This window comes from Paraburkholderia sp. RL17-337-BIB-A, assembly GCF_046025895.1.
GTDB classification, from domain to species: domain Bacteria; phylum Pseudomonadota; class Gammaproteobacteria; order Burkholderiales; family Burkholderiaceae; genus Paraburkholderia; species Paraburkholderia fungorum_C.
Genome location: NZ_JARESY010000003.1, coordinates 40,138 through 64,309 on the forward strand (window position 1 = coordinate 40,138; position 24,172 = coordinate 64,309).

Sequence of the window (24,172 nt, forward strand, 5' to 3'; positions counted from 1 at the left end):
AGACTCAAGGTCTGCACTCACCTTCTATCCGCTGGCCAACGGTGTGACCAGCCTCATCCTGCATGCGCGCTTCGCCCGGATATCTCCGGGGCACGCGTCCCATCTTTCAATCGGTTGCACTACAGGCAACCAGGACTTCCCACGGACGCGTACACTCCAAACCGTTTGGATTCGCTAATTGGCTAACGGACGGTTCCCTCCCTTCTGTCTACCCTTCAGGGATTATGCAGACTTCAACTGGGCGCCTTCGGGTAATACGCCATCCTGCAGATAACGCCACAACGCAATCGCAAGACGGCGGGCGACCGCCACGACCGCAACCCGCCGGATTCGGCGACTCGAGGGCGTACCCTGCGTGCGCCGATGGAACCAGAGCGTGAGCGCGCTGCCTGGCTGATAGCGCAGCCAGGACCATGCCATCTCGATGAGCAGCGCACGCACTCGCCGGTTGCCCTGTTTGCTGATGCCCTGATCCACGCGGCTTTCTCCACTGTCGAAGGGTTGCGGCGCGAGGCCAACACATGCACCGACCTGACGGCGGTTGCTGAATTGCCGCCAGAACAGTTCTAGCGCCAGTCTGGATCCGCCAACTGGCCCAATGCCGTTCAGGCGCGTGAGGCGATCGATTCGCTCACGCGCAGGCTCGGGCAGGCTGGTTTCGCGCGTCTTCTCCAAGGTAGCCAGTTGTTGCTCGACGAGTGTCAGCCGCGCGCACTCGCGAACCAACCGTTCGTGGAGCTCTGCCGGGAGTGGTGCACCATCGTGACACCGTAGCTCTCCGCGAGCGAGTCGGCCGGCGAACTTCCTGCTATCGACCTCATCCCAGCAACCGAGTGTGACCAGCAGCTTGCGCATGCGGTCACGATGCTGGAGGACTTCCTTCTGCAGTTGCCCGCGATCGCGCATCAGATGGCGGGACGCTTCGTCCTGCGCCGATGGCACCCGGATCACCCACATGCGATCACGTTCGCCGCGTAACCACGCACGCAGACTGATGACAAGTTTGATTGCATCGAGCCGGTCAGTCTTTGCGCGCCGTTTGTGGCGTTCAACCGGGATGCTCGCAGGATCGACGACATGACATTCGATCCCGCAAGCCTGTAGCGCCCGAAAGATCCAGAACGCATCCTGACCCGCTTCATAGCTGACGACGACTCGTGCATCCGCTGGCAGGGCCCATTTCTCCTTTTGCTGCCCGATCAACGTTAGCACCGCCTGCAGACGGGATACGGCTTGTGGCTCCGCTACAGTGTGCACCGCTGGGCTATCGCGCCGACCATCATGTAACGCAACCTTCCACTTCGCCGCAGCCAGTTCCAGCGACACTGCCAGCACGGGCGCTTCGGAATGTGTCATGTTTGCCTGATCTGTGCGCATGATCCTCTCCTTCGAGTAACGGCCACACGGCTGATTTTACGACCGGCGTAGGGCGCGTTCCGTGGGCCCGTCCTGCATAGGATCTTTCATTCTCTAGCTCGCAGGATAAGAGGTAACGCGTGAGAAAAAAGATTGCCCGGCTGGTCGCTCATTGGCAAAACGGCCATTTGCGGGACCATCATCGCCATTGGTCGCGAATGGCCGCATAAGGGCCGGTCATGACGAAAGAGCAAACACCAGAGTGGAGACCTTGCTATCGTTTTCGATTTCGACAAAACCGATTCTCCTGTACCAATCATAGGCACCCCGGTTGCATACGATGACATTCAGGTAAAAGGGGGCCGCTTTCAAGCTGCAAGGGCCAGTGGGCTGGCCGTCGAGCGCAGCCTTGGCTTCACGGTCTTCCCATTGCATCGGCTTGCAGCGGACACTCATTGGTGACAAATGGCTGAGGTTCGTCGCTACTTGTTCGGAGCCGGCTGAACACTTTGGTCTGGGGGCGGTTCGACACTGTCTTCCGGGGCCGGCTGGACTTCGTCTTCCGGAAGCGGCTCAATGCTCTGCACGGCGGGTGGCTGAATGCTCTTGACCACGACGGGCGGCTCAACGCCTGGCATCGGCGCGCTGTGCAGGTCGGTGCTCAAGCCGGTGCTCAGGCCCGTGCCGACGTTCGAGGTCGTGGTGCTTGCACTCTTGAGGATGCCGTGCGCATCGAACAGGAACACCGCCGCCGTCGACCGCGTGTCGGCACCCCCAACCAGCGCCCCGATGAACGGAAGAAAGCTCTCAGGATGCGGCCTCGACGTCACGAACGTGTAGACGAGCAACGTCGAACCGTCGTCCAGCGCGGTCTGCACCGACGCCGGGCCGAGCCTGGCTGTCACGTCTTGCAGGGCCGTCAAGCCAGGCCTGAAGCTCGACATCTGTTCAGGCTTCACTTCGACCCCGGCCGACATGCAACCGGCAAGCAGCGCGCCGCACAGCAGCCCAACTACCAGTCCATGTTTCATGTTGTGGCCCCCCCGTATTGACAATTCTATGACGACGGAGTGTGGTCGGCACGCGGCGAGAAAAACCAAGCACGCCAAGGGCGCTAAGGGGTGGTGGTCTGGTGGACCGCTCATCGGCAACAGTTGAGCGGTCGCCGGGGCGCATCACCCTTCCTGTGGCGTACCAAGGAGGCCAGCAAGTCGGCGGTGCAGGTTTAGCCGCCAGCCTCGCTCCCCTCTCACACGCCAACCGGGTACCGCCGCCCAGCCTTCGTTCGACCTTCCGCTTCACGCCTTTGAGGGCGGTCAGTCAAGGTTTTTCCGAGAGCATGTGCAGCCCACATCCTTGACCTTGTAGCTTCGGGCGTCGCTCGTTCATGAAACGGCGTATGTCGAAGAAACGTCGTGCGCTCGCCTGGCGAGTTGTCCACGGCAGGCCGAACGGCTATAAAGCGTCAACTGCCGTTGACCGTTTCTGGGCCGACAGCGGCCGACTGTCCGCCGTTCCTGATTGAACCCAGCATGCCAGTCGATAAAACCGTCCTGGATATGCGGAAACAAGTGTCATCCGCCCATTGGTCCACGAGCGGATACTCGAACACCACCACGCATACGAACCGGTTCAATGGCTCCGGTATCAGCGGAGCGCGCAGAAGGAACACTACGCACGAGACTACCGGACCACGTCCGGCTATGACCGTACGCTTGCGTTGACAGACCCCGTTCTCACGCCCATTGTATTGCGAACCGCGGAAGTGTCCAGACGGCAAGGTACTTGCACGACACGAGTTAAAAACCGCTCGCGCGGCGCAGATGCTGGCCCCTATTTTGAAGGACCCCCCGTACGCTTCCGTGCGAGCGCCCCTCGCTCAGCCACCGACCGGGTTATCACCCTGGAGGCACGCCGGTTGGCGTCGACTGCCGGACGACGAGGACCGGGATCTGACTGTGCGTCAGGACCTTCTGGGTCTCGCTGCCGAGCAAAAACGCCCGCATGCCGCTTCGGCCGTGGGACGCCATAACAATGAGATCACAGTTCTGTTGTGCTGCAACGCTGATAATCGCCTCATAAGGATGGGCGCGATTCACGGCAACCGTATTGCACTCGACACCTGCCTGCGCAGCAGCTTTTCTGATCACCCCGAGGTAGTTATCCGCACGCTGTCGCGCGGCCCGAATGATTCGATCCTCGTTGTCCGCGATCATCTCGGTGCCATATGCGAGGACATGAAACTCCGGGATGACATGGAGTCCCGTGACTTTGGCTCCGCTTTCCACGGCGAGCGTTACCGTCATCTGAATGGCGGCCTCAGAAAGCGCCGAGCCGTCGGTCGGCACCAGCAGATGCTTGAACATACATTTCTCCCCCGCGACCCGCCTGGTTCGAGTTGAAATCCTGCTCGGCGCCTCGACCACCTGAAACCGGGCGAACCTGAATCAGAGGCGACCTCTTTGAGTATAGTCACCCTGACGCAGTGCCGGGAGGCAGCCCATATGCACGCGCTCCGGCGAGCGCGGCACTGAGATCGCAATGGGTTGGTATTGATGACGGGGACGAGGGTAATAGTCGGGTAGGCTCATCTGGCGGCAGACTGAGCGGCCCGAAAAGTTCGCCTAGCGTTGAGCCGACGACAGAGATGGCGAGTTCGCGTGCGAGCATGTAATTCCTGGGAGTGGGAAAAACATCATTCATAAAACCTGCGCGACCACGGCGTGATCCGCACGCGGGGCTCCCTGATAGGAGGACTTCCCGTCTCCATTATTAGTGTTGAAAGACTCGGGGGATAACGGGTGCGGGGGTGATACAAGAGCCGGACGCGTCACGCTTTTCCGCCGCTGACTCGCCACGGTCAGCGCGGAGCATCCGGCTTTGCATAAAATCTGGCCTTGACAGACACGGCATCTTGAATGGCGGCAGCCAGCGAAGCATAGACGGCGGGTTGATTGATCACTCGCCATGGTCCGCTTACCACCGCCACATGAGGTGCTCGTCACGATCCCTTTGCAGCAGCGCGCCGCAATAGCCGAGGGTCGGTCAACCACTCATCACGCGCTCCAATCACGACGAGCGCGAAGTCTGGATGATTGGGATTGAGCAAATAATTGGATTCCGCAGGAACGACCGCACTGGGAACAGCTAGCACTGCGCTGGTTCGCTTCCGCTCCCACGCCGATCCAATCTGCTGTAACTCGGCCCGCGCCGAGAGATCCCGCCACTCGCGAGGCAAACTGGCCGGATCGAGATGTTCGACGATTTTCTCGGGGAAACGGGCCGGGATCATGACATAGCGGGCACGCAGCGGTGAATCCTGGACCAACATCTCCAGCAGCGCGAGCGATTGCGTCTGCGCCGTATACACCATCGCGACACCTTTGGGGTTCCATCGGCCACCGTACAATCGCGCGCCTTCCCCAGAAAAAGCGGTATCCGCATATCGTTCGGTCACCACCCGCCATGCCGTGAACATCACGCAAACACGCCATGCTCAATGCGTCCCAGCGTATCCATCACGCTATCGGTGCCAATGTCGGTATCGACAAGACTCAGTGGCGTGGCGTCTTCCAGGGCAGCAACCGGCGTCTTAAGCCAGGCGAGTGCCAGGTCGAGATCGTCAAACACCTCGGCAGCGCGCGCGGCGACACGCGCGAGTCGCAGCAGCTTGGCTGACTCTTCACGGCTCAACACCCCTTCCCGCTTGCGACGCGCCAAAGTACGCTCCGGGATATCGAGCGCCTGCGCCAGTTCTGCTTGCGAAAGTCCGATGGATTTGAGCATCGCGTCCAGCGCCCGCGACGAAATGCCGTGGCGGACCACGTCCACCCATTCAAGGCCGGATCGGGGAGAACGCGGAAATACCGACCGACCTCCCAGCAATGAATCGGCTGATACCTTCTCGATGACGTTCACAGTTTCACCTCCTGCCATTTGGCATCTATTTTACTCCAAAATGGCAGAGACGGTAGTTGCTGCCAGGGCATCGCCGGTCCGGGCCGGACTGCCGGGTACTTTCAGCGAAAGATCGCGCCAAACACCCTTGGGGGGAGATCGACGACACGCCCAGGCACCGCTCCGACGAGAAAGCGCGCTCGTATGCCAGGAATCCGGATACCCTGGCGTATGGAGAGCGTGCAAAAGTTGGGGAGGTCGATTTCGTCAGGCCGCCCTGGTTTGCGGCCGGGTTGCACGGTCTGGTCTGTTCGTTGGTCGGGGCCGGTCTGGCGATGCTGTGCTGATCGGCAGGCCCTTGCTATGCCGGGCACCGTAGTTGACCAACATGTGCGCGTTGTTCCTCAGCGTGCTGGATTCGTCCCCTGCCCTCGTCAGCAGCCGACTGTCGAGTCCCTTGATCCGCTCCGCCGCCTTGCTGCCCTTGCCATGCCAGACCAACCATCTGGCGTGGGTGATTTCGGTCTCCACCGACTCCCGCTCGAGTGAGGCAATCATCGACGTCGATGACATTTCCCGATTCATGCAGGCGACAGGTCACACGCTTGACGTGACGCACAACCCGTGGAAGCTTTACATCAGCGACCAGCAATATGGCAGCCTAGGTCACGATGGTTACCATAACTGGGATATTCTGCAGTTGCGCTATCTGCTCTGCGTCCTGTTCGAATACGCCGCCGCCATCGGCATCATTGATGTCGCCTACATCGAACCGACTGGAGCGCGTAACGACTTGGGCGACCTGTGGGGGACGGACGTCTCGGATCGGCTGAGGATTACACGCCCGCCCCCATCCAGCCGAGCGTCAGGCTTTCTGTCTTGCCCAGCCCGCAGGTAAATGTCGTCGGCGGAAGCCTGTCGACGGAAGAATCGCTGACGCTGGATACCTGGGCTGTAGAGGCAACGGATAAAAGTTGGCGGCTGGACCGTCAAAAGGCTGTTGGAGCGATTGAAAAAGGGCACGACATTGCCGAACTTCGGGCGTTTCTGCAGACCCGGGAGGACCAGCCCCTGCCCGAAACAGTGGAGTCCTTCATCAAAATCAGCGGGAAACAGGGCAAGGCGCTGAAAATCTCGGGAACCGCATTGCTGATCGATTGTGAGAATACGGAAATCGCTGCCATGATCGTCACGCATAAGGAAGCAGCCGGTTTGTGTCTTCGCGCTAGCGATCGGGTGGTCCGCCTTGAAAACGAAGAGAAATTCCGCAACCAGATTCGCATTCTGGGCTTCGGCATGACTGCCTGAGGCGCTGGCTCCTAGAGCATCAGGCAACTGAGGTTTGCTCATGTCGGGAAAGCCATGACCTTGATGCATGGCTTCGCACAAGCATGCGTTGCGACGGCTGCCGCAAATCTGGGCGCACACATCCGCTTGCAACGGAGCGTGCCCAGACTTGACATACAAGCGGATGATCCACGCGCTGAATCGGGACGAATTTGATCTGACGGGGTGTGAGTAAGGACAGCGCGCTTTTGTCCGAAATTACTCTGACGGACTCACTCGAACATGAATTTCGTAGACCGCAGTACATCGCCCCGAAAACGAGGGGACCTGCCTGCCCGGTTGCTCACCCGCAGCAAGGAGGAACGAATTGTCAGCAGGTAGGTTTCAGCTCTTTCTGGACGTTTTCGCGACAAATGGCGTGGGTATGCGCTGAACCTTCTCGCTTCCGCACTTCGGGCAATTCGGATGAGCGGTTTCATGTTCAGCGAGATGTTCGGCATGCTCGAACGTCTCACCGCACTTCTCGCAACGATACTGGTAAGTCGGCATGGCATTCCCCTAACGCGAATCCCGCACGTCGTGCTGGCCGTTATGTACCGAGTACGGTTTTTCATGGCGAATTGTACTCCACACGCTTAGGGCGAAGGCATCTTTCTGCGGTGCCTAAGCAAGGGCGATCTGGTCCGGGAGTGGTCATCTCGCGTCAGTGCGCGACAATTGAACGACCCTGTCAATGAGCCGCGCGCAATGCCTCGTCCGCAACAGCCAGCCGTGACGCCATGACCTTGACGACAAAACGATGAACTTGCTGCGCGGTCACGGGATCGTCGTGCTCGAGCGCATGCAACGACTCGAGCGTCAAACGCCGGACACGAGCGGGACCCTCTGCAAGCACATCCGCGCTGCGCGCCTGCTGCGTGTACACCGCCATTTCGCCGACAATCGTACCTGGCCCGAACGAGCGCAGCCTGAGAGAACTGCCGTCCGCAAGCGGCAGCAAGATGGTGACACGACCGCGCTCGACAAAGTACATGGCGTCCCCCGGCTCGCCGTGACGGAACACCGGCTGCCCCATGCCGAGCTCGCGCACTTCCAGAAGGGTCAACAGCGTTTTGAGCGCGCACAACGTGAAATGCGGCGCGAGCATCGCCTGGAAATCCGGTTCGCCGCGCGGCGGCGCACATGAATCCGACGCGAGAATCGTATCTTCGACCCATTCCAGCCCGGCATCCAGCGTAGCGAACTCGTGAATCCGGAGGTTCAGCGTGCCGGTCTTCATGAGCAGTTCACGCGAGCGTGTCGGCAGCCCCGTCAACACCAGGTCCGCCTCAAGCGTCGCACACAGTTGCCTGAGCTTGACGAAGCTGATGGATACGGACGCGTCCATGCCGTTGGTCGATGCGAAGTCGAGCATGACAAAACGAACGGGTACCGGTCCGTGCGTGGCTAGCCGTTCGCGCACGCGCTGCAAGATCGAATTGGCCGTGCCAAAGAAGAGGAACCCCTGCAGACACGTTCCGCACACCTGCGCACCGAGTTCGTGAAGCCGTTCGGTTGCCTCGATGCTGCGCTCAACATTCGAAGTGCGCGTACTGCCGTCGAACTCCATACGAACGCAACTGACGCGGCCATACAGTAGTGCGAACATCACACATGCGGCGATGACCCCCGCCACCACGCCCGGGACAACGCCGTAGAACGCAATAGCGCCCAAAATAAGCGGTACAAGTAGATACTCATTCCAGTTGAGCTTGCGATACGCATCGACTAGCCACTGGATCAACAGACGCAGTCCCATGAAGAGCTGCAGCCCGACCAGCACCGGCACCGGGAATAGCGCCACCAGGTCTGGGGAGACGGCCAGCACGAACAGGCACCCGAGGGAGGCGAATACGCCCGCCATCCGACTTGTCGCACCCGCGCGCGCGTTGAGCATCGATCGGTTATACGACTGATAACCGACCATCCCGCCTAACATCCCGCTTGCGATGTTGGCGATGCCGGCCGCCCTCATTTCGCGGTTCAGGTCAATGTCTTCGCCCGTGGCTGCGCCAATCGCCGTCGAATTCATCAGGATCGTGATTGCCGAAATCGACGTGACCATGAGCGTCTCCGGCAAGTGCGCAGCGATTGCCGACCAGTCGACGCTCCCGTGCGCCAGCGATGCCGGCAGATGCAGCTCTGGAATCCGGATCGGGTGCAGCGCCACGCGTGGAAGCAATAATCCCGTGTTGCGGGCGTCGTCGATCGACAAGCCTGCAGCAAGCAGGAGCAGGTAGAACAGCGCGACGCCGAATGCAAGCGTGATCGGCAGCGCCGCAGCGTGTTTCCAGCTGCGCGACAGGAGCGTGGCTAACGCACACACCAGCACAGCGGGTGTCCACAGCAGCCAGTTCAGGTGCGTCACCAGCGCCAATGTGTGCCAGTTCAAGGACTCGCTGGTCACGACCCGAAACGCGCCAGCTAGCAGGAGGTATCCAGTACCGGCAAGGAATCCGCCTACGACCGGGTAAGGCAGGAATTGCAGGGAACGGCTGCGCTTCGACGAGCCGACCGCATACAGAATGACGCCCGTCACCACAGAACACAGCGCGATGGCGATCAGCACCGTCAGCAGGATTGTCTGAGGCGTACCGCCGTCAGCCCGCACGCTGCTCGCGACGCCGGCCGCCACGCCGGCAAGAAACGCCGTCGCGTTGCCGTCGGGTCCGGCGATATTCACGCGCATCGAACTCGTCAAGGCGATCACCAGTGCCGTCACTACGCAACTGATGAAGGCCGTGGGTACGCCAAGCTCGGCGTAACGGGCGAGATCCGCGCTAAAGATCAGGGTGCCCAGGCTCATTGCGTAGCAGAGCATGACCAATGTCGACACCATGCCGGCCGACAGGTCTCCGACCAGGCCCGTGATGCGTCGCCCGGAGTGGGCATCGCGCGAGGAACCTGTCGCAACTGGCTTCACAGTGTTTCCCAGTGAGGACGGATGGAATCTCGCCTCGGCCGTGCGGTTCACGCGGCGCGCTGCGGTTGTGCCTTGGCCGGACCTCACCCATCGTTCCGAATGACGAACGACTGGATGTTGCGCTTGCCTGCTTACCCGACATCGTGGCCGATACGCTATGCAGTATCCGTCGTGGCCGCAACCAGTGTCAAACGCGCTGCGGCCACGCCGCCGCGCTCCTGGCCGAGTCGGCATCGACCTCGTCGCTCATGCCCGGTATCCATTTCCTTTGCGCTGGACGTACACTCTATTTTCGGCAGGCAGGACTTGAACACGGAGTACGTTGCGCCAGCCATAGCGCGGCGCCAGGCGGTGCGTTGATTCGTATGATCTGTCGGTGCAACGCGGCCCGATTCGGGCATACGGTTCGACAACCCGCGCGGCAACGAACTGCGACCGCAGTATGCGTGTTCGAACGCACCGGATTGGGCGGCGGCGATGAATATCGATCAGTGGCTGCATGCATTGGGGCTTGACCAATACGCACCCGCATTTGCCAGGAACGACATCGATCTCGCGGTGCTGGCACAGCTTGACGAAGCGGACCTGAAAGAGCTCGGCGTCCTCTCGCTTGGCCACCGCAAGCGCCTGCTGGCGGCGATTGCCGACCAGCGCGACGCGGCACAGTGCGCAGCGCCGCCCATTGTGAATGCGCCCGCAAGCGAGCGCAGGCAAGTCACCATTCTCTTCGCCGATCTGTGTGGTTTTACCGCGCTGTCGCAAACGCTCGATCCTGAAGAGTTGCGCGAGTTGACCGGTCGTTACACAGCGCTCGTCGATGGGATCGTTCTCGGTTACGGCGGCACAATCGACAAGCACATCGGCGATGCCGTAATGGCAATCTTCGGTGCACCACGCGCGCACGACACCGATCCGCTGCGCGCGGCGCGTGCCGCGCTGGAGATTCATGAGGCACTTAACGGACTGGGCGGAAAAGCGTCACCTCCGCTGAGGGCGCATGTGGGCATCGCTAGCGGCGAGGTGCTCGCGGGTCCGCTCGACCGTGCCGACGTTCAGGACTATACGGTGATCGGCGACTCCGTGAACCTCGCCGCCCGGCTGGTTGCCGCCGCCGGCCCCGGGGAAACGCTGCTCTCCGATAGCGTGCATCGCGCGCTCGGCAACGGCGTGATGAGCGACGCCGTCGGCGAGATGCGTTTCAAGGGGATCGACTCTCCGGTGCGCGTGTGGCGTCTGCGCGGTCTCGCCTTTGAACCCGTCATGGCGAGCCGCAGCGTGTTTGTCGGCCGCAAGGCTGAACTCGAGCAGTTCAAGGGCCTCGCCCGCGCGTGCCTCGAGCAGCGCGCCGGCCACGTCGTCTATGTCCGCGGTGAGGCGGGCATCGGCAAGACGCGGCTCGTCAACGAAATGCGCCGCTTCGTCGAAACCCTGGGATTTGCCAGCCATCGCGGCCTTGTGCTGGATTTCGGCGTGGGCAAAGGCCAGGACCCCATCCGCACCATTGTCGGCAGCCTGCTGGGTCTGCGGCCCGCGGCCGGGCCCGACGAACAGCGCGCCGCCGCCAGACAGGTGGCCGCATCCGGGGCCGTCGGCCCCGATCAGTTGATGTTTCTCCACGACATCCTCGACCTCACGCAAACCGGCGAATGGCGCACGCTTTACGACGCGATGGACAATGCCGCACGCACGCGCGGCAAGCGCGCGGTCACGGCAGCGATCACGGAGGATGTCTGCCGGCATAGGCCAACCATGATTGTCGTGGAAGACCTTCACTGGGCCGACCCACAGGTGCTCGGTTACCTGGCCGCGTTCGCCGTGGCTATCGCAAACGGGCCGGGCCTGCTTGTGATGACTTCGCGCGTGGACGGCGATCCGCTCGACGTGGCATGGCGGGCAAGTTGCCGCGGCACGCCGTTCGCCACGATCGATCTTGGCCCGCTGCGCAGCGACGAGGCGCTGAACCTTGCGGGCAGCTTTATCGATGCAACCGAGCGTGTCGCGCGTGCCTGCATCGAGCGAGCCGGCGGCAATCCGCTGTTCCTCGAGCAACTCCTGCATAACGCCGAGGAAGGTAGCGAGGAGGCAGTCCCCGCGACAATCCAGAGCCTCGTGCTGGCGCGCATGGACCGGCTGACTTCGCGCGACCGCGTGGCGTTCCAGGCTGCCGCAGTAATCGGACAGCGCTTTGGCCTTGCCTTGCTCCGGCGGCTGATCGATGCACCGGAGTACGTTTGTCACGGGCTCGTTGCCAACGCGCTCGTCTTGCCGGAAGGAGAAGATTTCCTGTTTGCCCACGCGCTCATCCAGGAGAGCGCCTACTCGACGCTGCTGCGGGCGCGCCGACGCGACTTGCACCGTCTGGCGGCCGACTGGTTTGCAGCGACTGACCCAGTGCTGCGCGCCCAACATCTTGATCGCGCCGAGGACGAGCGGGCACCGCGAGCCTACCTCGATGCCGCGATCGCACAACGCGCAGCCTACTTCACCGAGGCGGCATTGCGGCTAGTCGAGCGAGGTCTGCAAATCGCGCAAACGGATATGGATCGCCACGCGCTGATCTGTTTCAGGGGCGAACTGCAACGAGATCTCGGCGACGTCGCCGCATCGATAGCGACGTACCGTGCGGCCGTGGCCGCCGCGCCAGACGAAGCGAGTCTCTGTCAGTCCCAGCTTGGGCTCGCCGAAGGTCTGCGGGTGAGCGAAGGCCTCGTCGAAGCCCTCTCGCTGCTCGACGCGGCCCAGCAAGTGGCGCAACGTCTGGATCAGGTGCCTGAACTCGCGCGCCTGCATCACCTGCGCGGCAACATCCTCTTCCCGCTTGGCAGGATCGAAGATTGCCGCACCGAGCATGAGCACGGGCTCGCCTATGCGCAACGCCTCGGCTTGCCGGAAGCGGAGGCGCGTGCGCTCGGCGGCCTCGCGGATGCTGCCTACGCGCAAGGGCGCATGCGCACCGCTTTCGATCACTTTAGCCGTTGCGTAACGTTGTGTCGCGAGCACGGCTTCGGCCACATCGAGGTCGCTAATCGTTCGATGGCCGGCTTCAGCAGGATCTACCTCAACCAGGCACGCGCGGCGCGCGAGGACGTAAATGCCGCCGCACGCGCCGCCGCGTTGGTCGGTCAGCCGCGTGCGCAGATGCTGTGCGAAACGTTGGGCGTCTTTGCCTGCTGCGAAATGGGCGACATGCAAGCTACCCTCATCCATCTCGAGCGCGAGATGCAGATCATCCGTCAACTGGGAGCTCGCCGCTTCGAGGCACAGAATATCGAAATGCGAGCGCGGGTGCTGCTCGATAGCGGGCATCGGCAAGAGGCCGCCGAATTGTTGCGTGAAGCGCTAGCAATTTGCCGTGAGGTGGGAACGCAGTTCAGCGCACCCAAGGCGGTGAGCGCACTGAGCCGCGCCGTCGAGGACGACGGCGAACGCGCGCGTCTGCTCGCCGAAGGTGCCGACATGTTGGACCGCGGCGCGGTTGGTCACAATCATCTGTGGTTCTATCGCGACGCCATGGAAGCGATGATGTCCGCTGGCGACGCGGCCGGCGCATTGCACTATGTCACCGCCCTCGAAAAGTATACGCGCTTCGAACCGCTGCCGTGGGCGGATCTGTTTGTGACGCGTGGCCGCGCCCTCGCTCACGCGCAGCAAGACCGTTCCGGGGAAGAAACGCGGCGCGAACTCGAGCGTGCACGCGCAGCCCTCGTGGACGCCGGCTTCAACAGCTATCTGCCTGCGGTGGACGCTGCGCTCGCCGCGTAGCGGAGGCGTTGCCCGGAGCATTCCATCGATTCGACTCGCTCAACTGTCAATGAGAGGAGCAGAGACCCGCCCATGGTGTGCGCACCCAGCGAACGCGCCGCGCGAAAGCTACAGGAATCGCACACCGCCCATTCCCCGTGCAATCATTGAAAGGGATCTGTTGCAGTAAGGCGTTCGGCTATGATGCGTGAAAACGACACGAATGACTGAAAGCTCGATGAAGACGTTGAATCCGGCGGTGACCCGAGTGCTCAAACGCCTGCATTATCCGCTCGATATAATACTGACCTGCGTGCGCTGGTACGTGGCCTATCCGCTGAGCCTGCGGAATCTCGAAGACATGATGGCGGAGCGCGGTGTATCGGTCGATCATTCGACCGTGCACCGCTGGGCCGTGAAGTTGTTGCCGGTGCTGGAGAAAGCGTTTCGCCGGCACTGTCAGGTTGATGGGGAGGCGACGGTAGAATGAAGTGATGAAGAAAACGAAATCGCTTTATCACGGTCACCGCTTCCCGGCCGTCGTCATCAGCTGCGCGGTTCGGTGGTATTTCCGGTTCAGCCTTAGCCTGCGCGACGTCGAGGAGTTGTTGCTCGAGCGTGGCGTGGCAGTCACGTACGAAACGATCCGCTGCTGGTGCGACAAATTCGGGGCTGAGTTCGCCCGGTGCGCCAAAGCAGCGAGGCCCAGGCCGGGCAGCATATGGCATCTGGACGAGATGTTCGTGATGCTGCGCGGCGAGCCGTATCTGTTGTGGCGAGCAGTCGACGAGCATGGCGCTGAGCTCGACGTGCTGGTGCAAAAGCGGCGCGATAAGGCCGCGGCAAAGCGCTTCTTCCGGAGGGTGCTGCGTTCAAACCCGGTGCCGCGCAAGATCGTGACGGACCAGTTGCGCAGCTATCCGGCGGCGAAGGCTGACATTCCTGAGCTCGCTCATGTGAAGCACGTTTTCGTCAAGGCGGCTGCACGTGTGAACAACCGTGCCGAGAACAGCCACCAGCCGACCCGCAGGCGCGAACGCCAGATGTGCGGCTTTCGCGATGCGCGTCGCACGCAAGCGTTTCTCTCATGTTTTGGCCCGATCCGGCAGCACTTCGCACTGCCCAGACATCAGATGAACGCGGCATGTCATCGTGCCGTACTCCAGCAACGCCTCGCCACATGGCATGGTTGGACCATCACTGCCGCATCTCAGAAATCTGTCTAATAAGGATACCTACGCTTCAGCCAAACGGGTAGTCTACAGCCGTCAACTTGACAAAGCCCTTGGGCGGCATCCACGCGCGCAGGACACCGATTCTGGCGATCGACGCCTGAATCTGACGATGAAGGGCACCCAGTTTTTCGCGCTGGAGCGGCTAGTCGCGCATTTCAGCCTGTCCAAACCCGCGGTGATCGAGCGCCTGATCGACTGGGCCGACGACACCCTTACGAAGTCACTGTACGACGACGAAACCGCGTCTAACCGTTACATCGAGCGTGCGTGACGAAAAAAATAATTCCACCACAGACTGGGTCGGAGCGCACGCAGATTCATGCCTGGCGGGGGAAAAGTCCCTTTCTTGAGGGCACCTCTGTTCTCCTCAAGTTTAGTGCTTGCAAGTGGCCTGGGCGAGCGCTCGCAGTCCAGCAGGCTCCATCTCTTGCCCATTCCCAAACGGGCAATCGAGCGTCACCAGCGGCGCATTGTTGCGGGTACGGCAGAGGGGGTATTCGAGCATCCGTTTCACGGCTATTCCGATGCATTTGGCAGCGCCTGCGCCTCACGGTCAAACCACGATTCCTGTGCGCCGAGCGGATTCATGTCCTTCTTCGGTGCACCGCCTCGCTTACTGAAAAATTGGTCGACCTCGACATCGATTTTCACGCGCGAAGCGCCGAGGTGAGCCGCGGTTCGTGCCTGCCACGCCTTGTCGTAGGCCCTCAGCCGCACGTCGTCAAGACGATGCGCGATGAGGTAGAACCGGTATGCCTTGATTCGCGTACGCTTTCCAGCGTAGAACCGTGCGAGCCATCCAGCTGCCTCCATCGCCGGACCGTGTGTCTGTTCGATATGAAGCCTGTACGCTGAAACTCGCCGCCGCAGATGCACATCTTCGTCTTTCGAGAGAGCGACTTCTAGGCCGCGCCAACCAAGCGCAAGTCGAACGTCTTGCCCCCACGCCCTGTCGCTGAAACGCACGCGCTCGATCGTGCCACTCTGAAAACTAACGTCATAGAAGCCTTCGTGTACGGGCACTACGCTCATTCCGAAGAATTCGGTCTTTATTGGCTTAATTTTCATTACCTTCAACCCTATCAGTTCACTGACGCAAGCCTTTCCTATTCGAAATCCGGGTCAACGATATAGCCGCCTCGCGGGCCGACTACGGCCACCGATCGCTTCCGCATGGCGTACTTGAACGTTTTCCTAGTCTCGAGCACTCCACATAGCTCGACGCGACAGCATGTAGGCCAGTCCCCATCGCACAAATCACCGTCATGCGCGAAGGACGGCGCGCTGCTGTGGCTGCGCATGACACCCCCCAGTGATCAACCGGACCGGCAGCAATCAATTTTTCGTCGTATCGGGGATGAAACCGTTGATTTTCAGGTCGCTCACGTAGTCACGTCCCTGTTTGTTCTGACAGTATTTCCTCCACCCCGAGTCGAATCCGAGATGCTCACTCGTCACGAGGACTGTCGTATTGGCGATCACAAAAGCAGCGCCCCGATTCATACCGCCGAATCCGTTACGGCTGCGGTAGTTAAAGCACATGGCTCCAGTCGCGTCGGTCACGATAGCGTCTTCGAGCACGAAGCTGTCGGGATCTCGCATCCCATTTTTTAACGACCGGACACCATTCAGGACACGACGTACTGTTCGCTTGTATTCCTGTTCGTGCTGCGATTCGGCTGCGGACGCTGCTGCCTGTGCCTCTTGGGTATCCTTATCCGGGGCGTGCCTTGCCTCATAGCCCCCCTTGATGAAACTGCCGCCGATGAACAATAGGACCAGTCCGCCCCAAAATCCGATCTGGCGTTTCTTCTTTCATCGGTGTCCCGCAGCTTGGGCACACGGTCACCCTGCTTGCCGCCAACGTCCCACATTTCACACACTCGTTTGCCTTCATTCCACCTTCTCTCTGATAGTGTGGTTTTTTCCCGGCCATGTGTGGCTTTTCCGTTGTTTTACTGATCGTCAGCTTGTTCATCGATACCGCGTCGGCGAGCGTCGGCCAGGAGCGTTTCGTCACCGATGAATTTTGACTTCGACTGCCGTTTAAACTCGACTCCCCATTCCGTCGTTCGAAGTGGTCCGAGTTCGGAATCAGTCACCTTAGTTCCGTAGCGAACACGAAGTCGGAGCGACAGGTCGGGGTTCGATTCTTTGATGCCGCGAAGTGTCTTTCCTAGTTCAATCAAAGCTACCGCCAAGTCGACGCCGTCCTTTACCATGATCAGCAACGCGCCGACATCAGCGAAACTGAGAGAGCGCGTCAGCGTCTGACTCACGCGAGTCCCCGCCGGTGTTTTTTCCCAAAACACCATCAACGCTTTTGGATCGCTCGCTTCGATATCGACGGCGATGTTTGTGAAGTCGTCTGCTTTGAGGAATTCCGTACTCATTTTCTTTCCGTGATTCAGGGCTGGGCAGACTCTGTCGCAACGAGTTGCTTGCGCAGAGCATCGACGAAAGCACAAGCCATCTTGTAGTGATGCTCAGACTTTCCTCGCCAAGCATCCCGTTCCGACTCCGCTCTTGCGAGCCGGTCCCTCAAATTCTCAACGTTTTCCTGCTCTTCCATCAATTTCCCTGTGTCTATGTTCGCCAGCTTTTCCAGTTGTTTGCTCATTTCATGTTCCCTTCCGGATGTCGCATGCTAGATCGCGCGCAACACCGCATTCGTTTTCGTCTGTGCTTCCTCCGCGCCGTTCAAACGCGCAGCGAGATCCTCTTCGAGTCCGTGGAACAGCGCCTGCAAGTGCACGGGCGAAGCACCCAGTGAGTAAGGGTGCTCGAATAGCAATAGCTGCGGAAAAAAGAGCGCCGTCTCGGGCTTACTATTGCGTGCCTCCAACTCCGCAAGGAACGACGCAATCGTGCAATGGCCAAGGCGCGAGGCTTTTTCGACCAGCCGGTCCAGTTGATCAATCCCGAGCATGACAATTTTCGTCGAGCTCTCGTCGGCATCGTCAAAGAGATAGTCTGCGTTGCCAAACATCAGATCGCCCGAGGTGACCACCACGCGATAGATCCGCACCCGCTCGTACCCGGGGGTGCGCGCGACTGCGCGCGCGACGTTAGAGAGCTGCTTTTCCGCTTTGACCACCGTTGCTTTGAATTTAGACCGGTACCCTCTCACGCTCGCGGACGCGGGTATGTCGTAGGCAAGGGTCTTGTTCTTCACCTCGAAGAGCACAACGTCATCGCCGTCGATCTTCGCAAAGTCGCAACATTGACCCTCCACGCTAAAGCGCGCACGCGTCTCCTTCTCGTTGAGCGTCTCGCCAACGCAGCGAGCAAGCGATTCGCCGATATAGGCCTCGAAGTGATCGTCAAAGGGCTGCCTCACCCCCACGTCGGCGGCCTCGCTGACCGCGTCCGAAAATGCGTATTCGAGGTTGCGCCGGAGGCTCGTACTTCCGAAATAGAAGACAGACCCGTCCCGCCTGACGAAGGGCAACCGATACAGAATCCACGGCTGAAACCACTCGTCGGCGTCCGCCTCGCCCACAAGGCCACGTACCGACTGCCACTCGGGCATCAAGCGCTGCGAGAAACGATCGGCGGTTGCCGGTGAATAGGTTTGTCCGAGTGTCTGCCAGTAGCGACGCGAAAGCAGCTCCGGTATTGTTCCGGGAGCCTTCAACCAGAAGATAGCCGCCAACTGGAGAAAGTCATCAAGCGGGATGCCAAACGTCGATTCAAGGTAAGCGCGTAGCCGATCGCCCGGGCCGAGGCGCCTGAGCAGGTCAATCTGGCGTCCGAACGCGCCCATCGAAACCCGCTCTTGATGAGGCAATTGTGCGAGCATCAACTGCCGCACGACGAGCTCCATCGGATAGCGCATATGACGCATCGAGAAATTCGTATCGGCGCTTCGCCATGCGCGGTCCAAGCAGACGCGCAGGTCTTTCTCAGTCATTCGCTCGCGGCCATACATGCTGGGTTTATCACGCAGCACAACTAGAACCAGCCGCTCCGCAATCCACGGAAGTCGACGGACGCGCTCGTCAGTGTCGGGCACTTCCACTTGCAAATACGCACTTAGCGCTTGCAATACAGATTGGAAGCTGAACCGCCGCAGTTGGTTGCGGATGGGACGTATCGCGTCCCAATAGCGGGCGTTCATTTCAGCGCTCCCAACCTTGGATTGGAATGCGTTGGGCGACGCGGTCATCGCTCCTGACTCACTGAGGCGTGCTTGGGACATCGGTGGCTCTGCGCTCACTTACCGATGCCGTAGAATGCCGACACTGCAGTGCCGAGAACTCCCACTGCCGCCTGAACGCTGACATCCCACGCGGCCGTCCCCGCCTTCGAAAGCGTCTTTCCGATCCAACCCTTGACGCTCGGCCCGATTCCCGGACTTTCGGCGCTTGCCGGCGCGTCTTCTGCGATGGCGGTGTCCAGACCCGCGAGATCCCCTTCATCGAGGCCTTGCTTACGGAGCTCGGTCATCAGGCTCGCAAGGTCGTTTTTAACGAACGCTACTTGTCATGTGCGACTGCGAACCGCCACCGATATTGATGTTGACGTTATCCCCAAAAACTGCGCCCTTGAACATGGTTCCGACTCCAATCTGAGTTGCGAGGTCTTTGAAGCTAACCCCGTCCAGTTGCTCTGGCACCTTCTCCTCCAACTGGAGCATGAACTCCAGCAGACGGGAACGCACTTCGACCACGACCTGTAAATGAGCGCCAGCGGACACGCGCCCCCAAGCCGACATGATATGAACGCCCGGGCGCAAACCCTTCTCAAGCGCCTTATGGTATTCAGGGGGAAACGGAATGACGAGTTCCTTTTCGGCGCGCGAGAACTGCTCGACGACCACGATACTTTGGCGCAGATCACTGCGCGTTACACGGGCACGCAGTCTTTCTTCCAAATTCCATGTAGGCAGCGCATGTCCGTTGTACTGGGTATAGCCATCCGTCACGTTCGCAACACATGTGATCGCGAGTACACGATATAGTGGCAAGTCAGCGGCATTGGGATAGCCATCCAACTCGGAATCGATCCACGCCTTCAGCTCCGGTTGCCCCATTCGATGGGCAAGCACCTTGGCTTTAAAGAGGGCGTCCGCGAGATTCGCGTTTTCGCTGCTGAGCAAATCGATGATCTCGGTGATCAGGCGCATAGGTTAATCGCTTCAAATTGGACCGACTCTTAATCTCAATCTGCCGGCTGCGGTGCACTTGGTACATCCGCAAACTCCGTGTGAATAAGCGTCTATTAAATCACACGGGGGACGTGCAGGTCCGGACTTCAGCGCGTCATCAAATCTAGGGTGCGTATGTTTTAGCTGAGTCCGACGACTCACGGTTTCCGCCTGTATCGGCAACGATCAAGTGTCCGTGCTTTTCCTACGCGGTGAGGCCAACTTCCCCGGATACTACGTCGTCAGACACCGAAGTGGACTTGACGAGCTCCATCAATGCATCGCGTTCGGACGAGGTGAAGATACGTCGTTGCAATTGGCACACGATGTAGTTGTATTCCACAATCGAGAGCGGCGCGGCCTTGATACGCGCTCGATCTGACTGCAAGCCAAAGAGCCAGTCGACACTCACGCCCAGCCACACGGCAACCTCTGCCAAGAGCTCGACGTCCGGAATCGTTTCCCCCTTGAGCCAAAGGTTCACCGCGCTCGCCGAGACCGCGAATCGCGTGGCTACGTCCCGCTGGGATGGCACGGGGTCCATGACATGCAGCGCTGCGGCGAGCCGTGTTGAGAATACCGATCTCACACCAGTTTTCGACCTTCCTGAAAATCCTGCTTTTTCCGACTCAGCTAGTGGGCTTCGGGAAGCGCGCCCGCACGTTAGCTGCAAGAGCTATTCGTTCGGCGCGCTGCTCTTCGTGCGTTAGACGAGATTCGTCAATTTCAATCAAATGCGAAAACGCTGGCAACAGCGTAGCCTCGCCAAACGGGCGAGCTTCTGTAGCCTGGACAGAGCAATCCTTTCTCGGACACGCGACTATGAACAGACGCCCGTCGTTCGCAAGTCCAACCTGGGTCATATCCAGACCGTGAATCGGGCAGCGCCCTTCGTCAAGGCGCTTCAAGCGGTCAGCAGCACTTTGCTTCGCAGCCATGGCTTTTCCGTCAATCAAACGGGTTCAATAGGCGAACCCCTGTGGGTGAAAAATCATCGACGTTCCGCGTCACGACAATCAGATCGTGAATCAGCCCGGTCGCCGCAATCAACTTATCGAGCGCATGCTCGGGGTGCGGCACGCGCAGCCGCCCCCACAATTGCCCAATGTCATCGTCTACGGGAAGGATGTTCTGCACAAACTCGTTGAGCACCGCCGTCAGCCACGCTTCGAGAGTCGCTGTTTGGGCCGTATCACCCCGATGCCGGACTATCTCCACGCCGCGCCTCAACTCGCCTACGGTGACCACAGACAGATACAGGTCGATATCTTCTTTCGCCGCTCGGCGGAAAAAGGCGCGAACACCTTTGTTGGCCCGCTCCTTCTTCCTTATTTCACTCACGACGTTGGTATCAAGCAAATACACGCGCTGCCCCACCCGAATCATTCACGCGCTCAAAGTCTGCGTCCTCGCCCACATCCGGCATACTCATCAACGCCTCGGCAAAGCTGCGCTTTCTCGGGCGACGCAACGCACGCGCCAGGATTTCCCGATGCTCCGCCTCCGCGCTACGCCCATGCGCAGCGGCTTGCTCTCGAAGGCTTTGCACCAACGCGTCATCAACCCCACGAACCAAAAGATTTGCCATTTCACCCTCCAGCAACGAATGCTATCAATGATAGCGTATGCGCGGATAAATGCAAGCATTGATAGCACCTCGATCAGATGCTTTTTGCCCCTTGTTTATCGACCGCGACAATGCTGCGTTTTAGGCTTATCAGGGCAATCAAATGACCCGCGCCACAATCGCGCCAAGGCGCACCGGATCGCTGTCTACGATCCGCTTCACAGCCGACAAGCTCAAGCCGAGCAAGCGACGGATCGTGTCCAGATCGACACCGCTCCTGCGGAGATTTACCGCAAACGTGCGCCGAGCTGCGCTCGCTGAGCCGTTTTCGATTCCGGCCTGATGATGCAAATGGCGGTAGATGGCAGTCAGACTCTCACACGAGTAGCTGATTTTGCCGGTGGACGTGTGCCGCCGCGTGAAAAGAAACGGCGTGCCAGTCGCCGCGAGAAACAGTGGGCCAGCGTTATCTAGGCCACGGTACGCCTGTGGCCTGGTCGTGACGCCGTGCCCACGCGCTAACCGCGAATCCAGGTAGGCATCGAGGGACTGTGTGACATATCGAGCTACCCAGTAGAGGTCTCGTTCCTTGCCGTTGAACGCTATCTCGGCGCGTAACACGCTGTCACGCCGCACCGAGCCATCCGCATTGAGGTAGTCAGACACTAGGAGCCGCGAAGTCTCATTTGGCTGCAATCAAGCCCGTATGCGACCGCGAGAAGTGCAACGTCGCGCTGGGGCGACTGCCCAGTTACGGCCGCGACCTTTACCATATGAGCGAACTGATGCTTCTCAATAACCGGAGCTTTTGCCATATCGGAACATGCGCGTTGGGGTAGCCCATTCTGATGCGGTTTCGCCCTTGGCTCGCCAAAACGGCCCGCTGACGCCCGTGTTTGTTCTGGTTCTCGGAAAACGCGACAAATGCGGAGCAGCAGGCTTGCCCTGCGCCACCCAGGATACGCAACGCAAAAAAATCCCCGAGGTGTTAGCCCGGGGATGTCAAAAGATCGACTGGCCGCGCGTTAGGCGGCTTCCTCAAAGAGATCAAGCTGCGGTGATTCGGGTTGCGTCCGCGCCCGATGCTCGCTGTCGCTGATACTGCCCGCGACGAGGTATGCGTCCAGTTCGTGCGGCGCAAGGTTTAGCCGCTGTGCGAGCCTGCTGAAATACTGCCCCCGCTTCGCCATGTCCTGATAGCGCTGGGCCATGCCGGTCGGCAACTTCACGATGCCTTCGTTCAACCAGAACCGCCCCGACTCGATGGCGTCGCGATGCTGCGTCTCCAGCATGAATGCCGTGTCATATGAACACGTCACGAACGCACACGCCGCTTCAGCGTCGACCTCGAACTGCGCGGTCTCCTCGAAATACACCGTCTGCTCGCCGCCTGTGGTTCTGGCATATCGACTGGGTCGCTCGGGATGCAGATAGCGGTTCCATTGCTCCGCATCGAAATCACGAAGCCCCGTGGCCGGTGCATCCTGATCGTACTGCCCCACCGGATACCATCCGTGCAACACGATGCCGGTCTTGTGCATTGGCTCGATGTGAGGCACGGGATACCGGTCTCCACAGTCGTCTGGTCAACGACGATAAACTTCGGATGAACCGTAACCCGATGGGTGTTACTCATTGCGGCTGTCATAGAAACTTCCGTCAGTCAGCAGATCCATAGCGGTATCGTTGCAGCAGCGCCCCGTACCGCTTGCAGGCTTCGATCCAGTTCGTCGCGAATGTGCGCTGGGCGTCGTCAAGGCTAATCTCGCCGTGACACACACCCATGTACATCGCGAATTCCAGTTCGTCCTTGCGATCAGCGTTCCACTCGGATTTACGAGGCTCCGGCCACAGATTGCGAGGGTCGGTCGGATTGCCGCCAACGCTTAACGGAATCAGGTGGTCTTCCTCGTAGTCGCGCGGATCCGCATCCGCGTACCCGTACTGCCTGATCTGGAATTTCTTGAGCCTTTTCGTGTAAGACGCGGGCGGCCGCACAGTTTTGGTCCAGCCCCTCACGCAGACCGTGCTGCTGATGTTGGCCTGAGTAACGTCCGGATTGATTACCCCTGGCGTCAGCGCAGGATCGGGCAGATCAGCAGCGAGGCAGCTGAACGCCGCCAGCAACAGCATTGACGATCCCTTTTAACCCCAACCGCGGGCCGACATCGGCCTCGGTTGTTTCTCTTTTATCCCTTGCCGCCATCTAGCCGCGCTTGTACACCGCCGGCAACACCTCCCTGCCGCAATACAAATGCATCGGCGACCTTCACTGATTCCGGAAAGCAGGCGTGCAATGCCATGTAACACCCTTGCGGGTTGCCGTCACCATCAGGCGAAAACGCCGCCTGAACGTCCGGCGCGGCGCCGAACGAAGGCTGCTCCCACAACATGGCGCCGGCGGCGACCAGTGCGCCAATCAAAGCCACACCCGCAATCTGCTTTTTCATAGAAACCTCCGTGGTTTTACGTGGAAATGCCCCGACTCCCGAACGACGGGAGGCGGGGCTTTCAAGGGGATGGCAAGTCAAACAATCAGGAACACGACTTCGGATGACTTGCCGGGTAGACAAGTACCCGGCCGTCAGCACAGATTGTGAAATCGCCCGGCTCCCCTCTCGGTTTCTGGACGACGATCACGGGCCGCGGACGCGCCACATTTGCCTGAGGTTGCGTCGTACACGCGCAGAGTGACGAACTACCTGCTGCCATCAGCAGCATCAAAAGGTTTTGCATGGGTTGCTCAACGGAAAGGAAAGTGGCCGCTTGCGCGGCGCGCGATTCAAGGGGATTGCCTGCGTGGAGGGTGATCCACTTTCCGTCGACCAGAACGTCACGCATGAGCGTGCCGTTCAGGACGTACGTATAGGTGTTACCCAAACGCGGCGTTGCAGGACGTACCGAGACCGTGACGGTTTCGGTGCGTGCATACATGTTTTGCTTCGATTTCATGGCGTTCCTCCAAAAAACGAGGGAAC

The 24,172-nt window shown here is 60.0% G+C and carries 29 protein-coding genes and 1 pseudogene; 6 read left to right on the plus strand and 24 right to left on the minus strand.

The window, feature by feature from the left end; all coding sequences use genetic code 11:
* Window positions 1–222: 222 nt before the first annotated feature.
* The 5 genes from P0D84_RS37835 to P0D84_RS37855 all read right to left on the minus strand — a co-directional run bounded on the left by P0D84_RS37835 (window position 223) and on the right by P0D84_RS37855 (window position 5,274).
* Window positions 223–1,377 carry an IS110 family RNA-guided transposase gene (locus tag P0D84_RS37835; RefSeq protein WP_408346523.1) on the minus strand — a complete coding sequence of 385 codons (1,155 nt, stop codon included), beginning with the start codon at window positions 1,375–1,377 and terminating at the stop codon, window positions 223–225.
* Window positions 1,378–1,838: 461 nt separating this feature from the next.
* On the minus strand, window positions 1,839–2,387 hold the full coding sequence (locus P0D84_RS37840) for a hypothetical protein (RefSeq protein WP_408346525.1): 549 nt from the start codon (window positions 2,385–2,387) through the stop codon (window positions 1,839–1,841).
* An 867-nt stretch (window positions 2,388–3,254) separates the two neighbouring features.
* Window positions 3,255–3,722: a universal stress protein gene (locus P0D84_RS37845; protein WP_408346527.1), complete on the minus strand. Its 468-nt coding sequence runs from the start codon at window positions 3,720–3,722 to the stop codon at window positions 3,255–3,257.
* A gap of 635 nt (window positions 3,723–4,357) precedes the next feature.
* A complete protein-coding gene (locus P0D84_RS37850; protein ID WP_408349647.1) occupies window positions 4,358–4,834 on the minus strand; it encodes an RES family NAD+ phosphorylase in 477 nt (158 codons plus the stop codon).
* Complete coding sequence (locus P0D84_RS37855) at window positions 4,834–5,274, minus strand: Xre family toxin-antitoxin system antitoxin (protein WP_201124142.1); 441 nt, start codon at window positions 5,272–5,274, stop codon at window positions 4,834–4,836. The genes P0D84_RS37850 and P0D84_RS37855 overlap by 1 nt, the downstream gene beginning before the upstream one ends.
* Window positions 5,275–5,632: 358 nt before the next feature.
* Here P0D84_RS37855 and P0D84_RS37860 point away from each other — a divergent pair, with 358 nt between their 5' ends.
* Window positions 5,633–6,151, plus strand: coding sequence for a hypothetical protein (locus tag P0D84_RS37860; RefSeq protein ID WP_408346531.1), 519 nt, complete (start codon window positions 5,633–5,635; stop codon window positions 6,149–6,151).
* Complete coding sequence (locus P0D84_RS37865; protein WP_408346533.1) at window positions 6,133–6,561, plus strand: hypothetical protein; 429 nt, start codon at window positions 6,133–6,135, stop codon at window positions 6,559–6,561. Before P0D84_RS37860 ends, P0D84_RS37865 begins: the two co-directional genes overlap by 19 nt.
* Window positions 6,562–6,924: 363 nt before the next feature.
* On the opposite strand, the gene P0D84_RS37870 is transcribed toward P0D84_RS37865, so the two are convergent.
* A complete protein-coding gene (locus P0D84_RS37870; protein WP_408346535.1) occupies window positions 6,925–7,089 on the minus strand; it encodes an FmdB family zinc ribbon protein in 165 nt (54 codons plus the stop codon).
* Between the two features lie 181 nt (window positions 7,090–7,270).
* A complete protein-coding gene (locus P0D84_RS37875; RefSeq protein ID WP_408346538.1) occupies window positions 7,271–9,502 on the minus strand; it encodes a SulP family inorganic anion transporter in 2,232 nt (743 codons plus the stop codon).
* Between the two features lie 477 nt (window positions 9,503–9,979).
* On the opposite strand from P0D84_RS37875, the gene P0D84_RS37880 reads away from it, so the two are divergent.
* The 4 genes and pseudogenes from P0D84_RS37880 (at window position 9,980) to P0D84_RS37895 (ending at window position 14,749) form a co-directional block, all read left to right on the plus strand.
* Entirely contained in the window at window positions 9,980–13,264 is a 3,285-nt protein-coding gene (locus P0D84_RS37880; protein WP_408346541.1) for an adenylate/guanylate cyclase domain-containing protein, read from the plus strand.
* A gap of 217 nt (window positions 13,265–13,481) precedes the next feature.
* Window positions 13,482–13,700 (plus strand): annotated as a pseudogene (locus tag P0D84_RS37885) (IS6 family transposase); the annotation flags it as partial.
* Between the two features lie 37 nt (window positions 13,701–13,737).
* Window positions 13,738–14,469 carry an IS6 family transposase gene (locus P0D84_RS37890; RefSeq protein ID WP_408346543.1) on the plus strand — a complete coding sequence of 244 codons (732 nt, stop codon included), beginning with the start codon at window positions 13,738–13,740 and terminating at the stop codon, window positions 14,467–14,469.
* A gap of 118 nt (window positions 14,470–14,587) precedes the next feature.
* On the plus strand, window positions 14,588–14,749 hold the full coding sequence (locus tag P0D84_RS37895) for a hypothetical protein (RefSeq protein ID WP_408346545.1): 162 nt from the start codon (window positions 14,588–14,590) through the stop codon (window positions 14,747–14,749).
* A 245-nt stretch (window positions 14,750–14,994) separates the two neighbouring features.
* On the opposite strand, the gene P0D84_RS37900 is transcribed toward P0D84_RS37895, so the two are convergent.
* The 17 genes from P0D84_RS37900 to P0D84_RS37980 form a co-directional block, all read right to left on the minus strand.
* Window positions 14,995–15,510 (minus strand): hypothetical protein, encoded by a 516-nt coding sequence (locus tag P0D84_RS37900; RefSeq protein WP_408346547.1) that lies wholly within the window; start codon window positions 15,508–15,510, stop codon window positions 14,995–14,997.
* Between the two features lie 303 nt (window positions 15,511–15,813).
* Entirely contained in the window at window positions 15,814–16,251 is a 438-nt protein-coding gene (locus P0D84_RS37905; RefSeq protein WP_408346549.1) for a hypothetical protein, read from the minus strand.
* Window positions 16,214–16,456, minus strand: coding sequence for a zinc ribbon domain-containing protein (locus P0D84_RS37910; protein ID WP_408346551.1), 243 nt, complete (start codon window positions 16,454–16,456; stop codon window positions 16,214–16,216). Before P0D84_RS37910 ends, P0D84_RS37905 begins: the two co-directional genes overlap by 38 nt.
* Window positions 16,434–16,871 (minus strand): hypothetical protein, encoded by a 438-nt coding sequence (locus tag P0D84_RS37915; protein WP_408346553.1) that lies wholly within the window; start codon window positions 16,869–16,871, stop codon window positions 16,434–16,436. The genes P0D84_RS37910 and P0D84_RS37915 overlap by 23 nt, the downstream gene beginning before the upstream one ends.
* A 14-nt stretch (window positions 16,872–16,885) precedes the next feature.
* Window positions 16,886–17,098: a hypothetical protein gene (locus P0D84_RS37920; RefSeq protein ID WP_408346555.1), complete on the minus strand. Its 213-nt coding sequence runs from the start codon at window positions 17,096–17,098 to the stop codon at window positions 16,886–16,888.
* Window positions 17,099–17,125: 27 nt separating this feature from the next.
* Window positions 17,126–18,598: a hypothetical protein gene (locus tag P0D84_RS37925; protein ID WP_408346557.1), complete on the minus strand. Its 1,473-nt coding sequence runs from the start codon at window positions 18,596–18,598 to the stop codon at window positions 17,126–17,128.
* A gap of 95 nt (window positions 18,599–18,693) precedes the next feature.
* Window positions 18,694–18,927, minus strand: a complete 234-nt coding sequence (locus P0D84_RS37930) for a hypothetical protein (protein ID WP_408346559.1) — start codon at window positions 18,925–18,927, stop codon at window positions 18,694–18,696.
* Between the two features lie 19 nt (window positions 18,928–18,946).
* The gene (locus P0D84_RS37935) at window positions 18,947–19,606 is read right to left on the minus strand and encodes an AbiTii domain-containing protein (protein ID WP_408346561.1); all 660 of its coding nucleotides are present in this window, start codon (window positions 19,604–19,606) and stop codon (window positions 18,947–18,949) included.
* Window positions 19,607–19,832: 226 nt separating this feature from the next.
* Complete coding sequence (locus tag P0D84_RS37940; RefSeq protein ID WP_408346563.1) at window positions 19,833–20,216, minus strand: helix-turn-helix domain-containing protein; 384 nt, start codon at window positions 20,214–20,216, stop codon at window positions 19,833–19,835.
* Window positions 20,217–20,256: 40 nt separating this feature from the next.
* Window positions 20,257–20,565, minus strand: a complete 309-nt coding sequence (locus P0D84_RS37945; RefSeq protein WP_408346565.1) for a hypothetical protein — start codon at window positions 20,563–20,565, stop codon at window positions 20,257–20,259.
* A 10-nt stretch (window positions 20,566–20,575) separates the two neighbouring features.
* The gene (locus P0D84_RS37950; protein WP_408346567.1) at window positions 20,576–20,992 is read right to left on the minus strand and encodes a type II toxin-antitoxin system VapC family toxin; all 417 of its coding nucleotides are present in this window, start codon (window positions 20,990–20,992) and stop codon (window positions 20,576–20,578) included.
* Window positions 20,979–21,215, minus strand: a complete 237-nt coding sequence (locus P0D84_RS37955) for a FitA-like ribbon-helix-helix domain-containing protein (RefSeq protein ID WP_408346569.1) — start codon at window positions 21,213–21,215, stop codon at window positions 20,979–20,981. The genes P0D84_RS37950 and P0D84_RS37955 overlap by 14 nt, the downstream gene beginning before the upstream one ends.
* A 138-nt stretch (window positions 21,216–21,353) precedes the next feature.
* Window positions 21,354–21,860 (minus strand): site-specific integrase, encoded by a 507-nt coding sequence (locus tag P0D84_RS37960; protein ID WP_408346571.1) that lies wholly within the window; start codon window positions 21,858–21,860, stop codon window positions 21,354–21,356.
* A 359-nt stretch (window positions 21,861–22,219) separates the two neighbouring features.
* Entirely contained in the window at window positions 22,220–22,753 is a 534-nt protein-coding gene (locus tag P0D84_RS37965) for a hypothetical protein (RefSeq protein WP_408346574.1), read from the minus strand.
* A 100-nt stretch (window positions 22,754–22,853) separates the two neighbouring features.
* Entirely contained in the window at window positions 22,854–23,327 is a 474-nt protein-coding gene (locus tag P0D84_RS37970; protein WP_408346576.1) for a hypothetical protein, read from the minus strand.
* Between the two features lie 56 nt (window positions 23,328–23,383).
* Window positions 23,384–23,644 carry a hypothetical protein gene (locus P0D84_RS37975; RefSeq protein ID WP_408346578.1) on the minus strand — a complete coding sequence of 87 codons (261 nt, stop codon included), beginning with the start codon at window positions 23,642–23,644 and terminating at the stop codon, window positions 23,384–23,386.
* A gap of 85 nt (window positions 23,645–23,729) precedes the next feature.
* Window positions 23,730–24,146 (minus strand): hypothetical protein, encoded by a 417-nt coding sequence (locus tag P0D84_RS37980; protein ID WP_408346581.1) that lies wholly within the window; start codon window positions 24,144–24,146, stop codon window positions 23,730–23,732.
* Window positions 24,147–24,172: the final 26 nt, after the last annotated feature.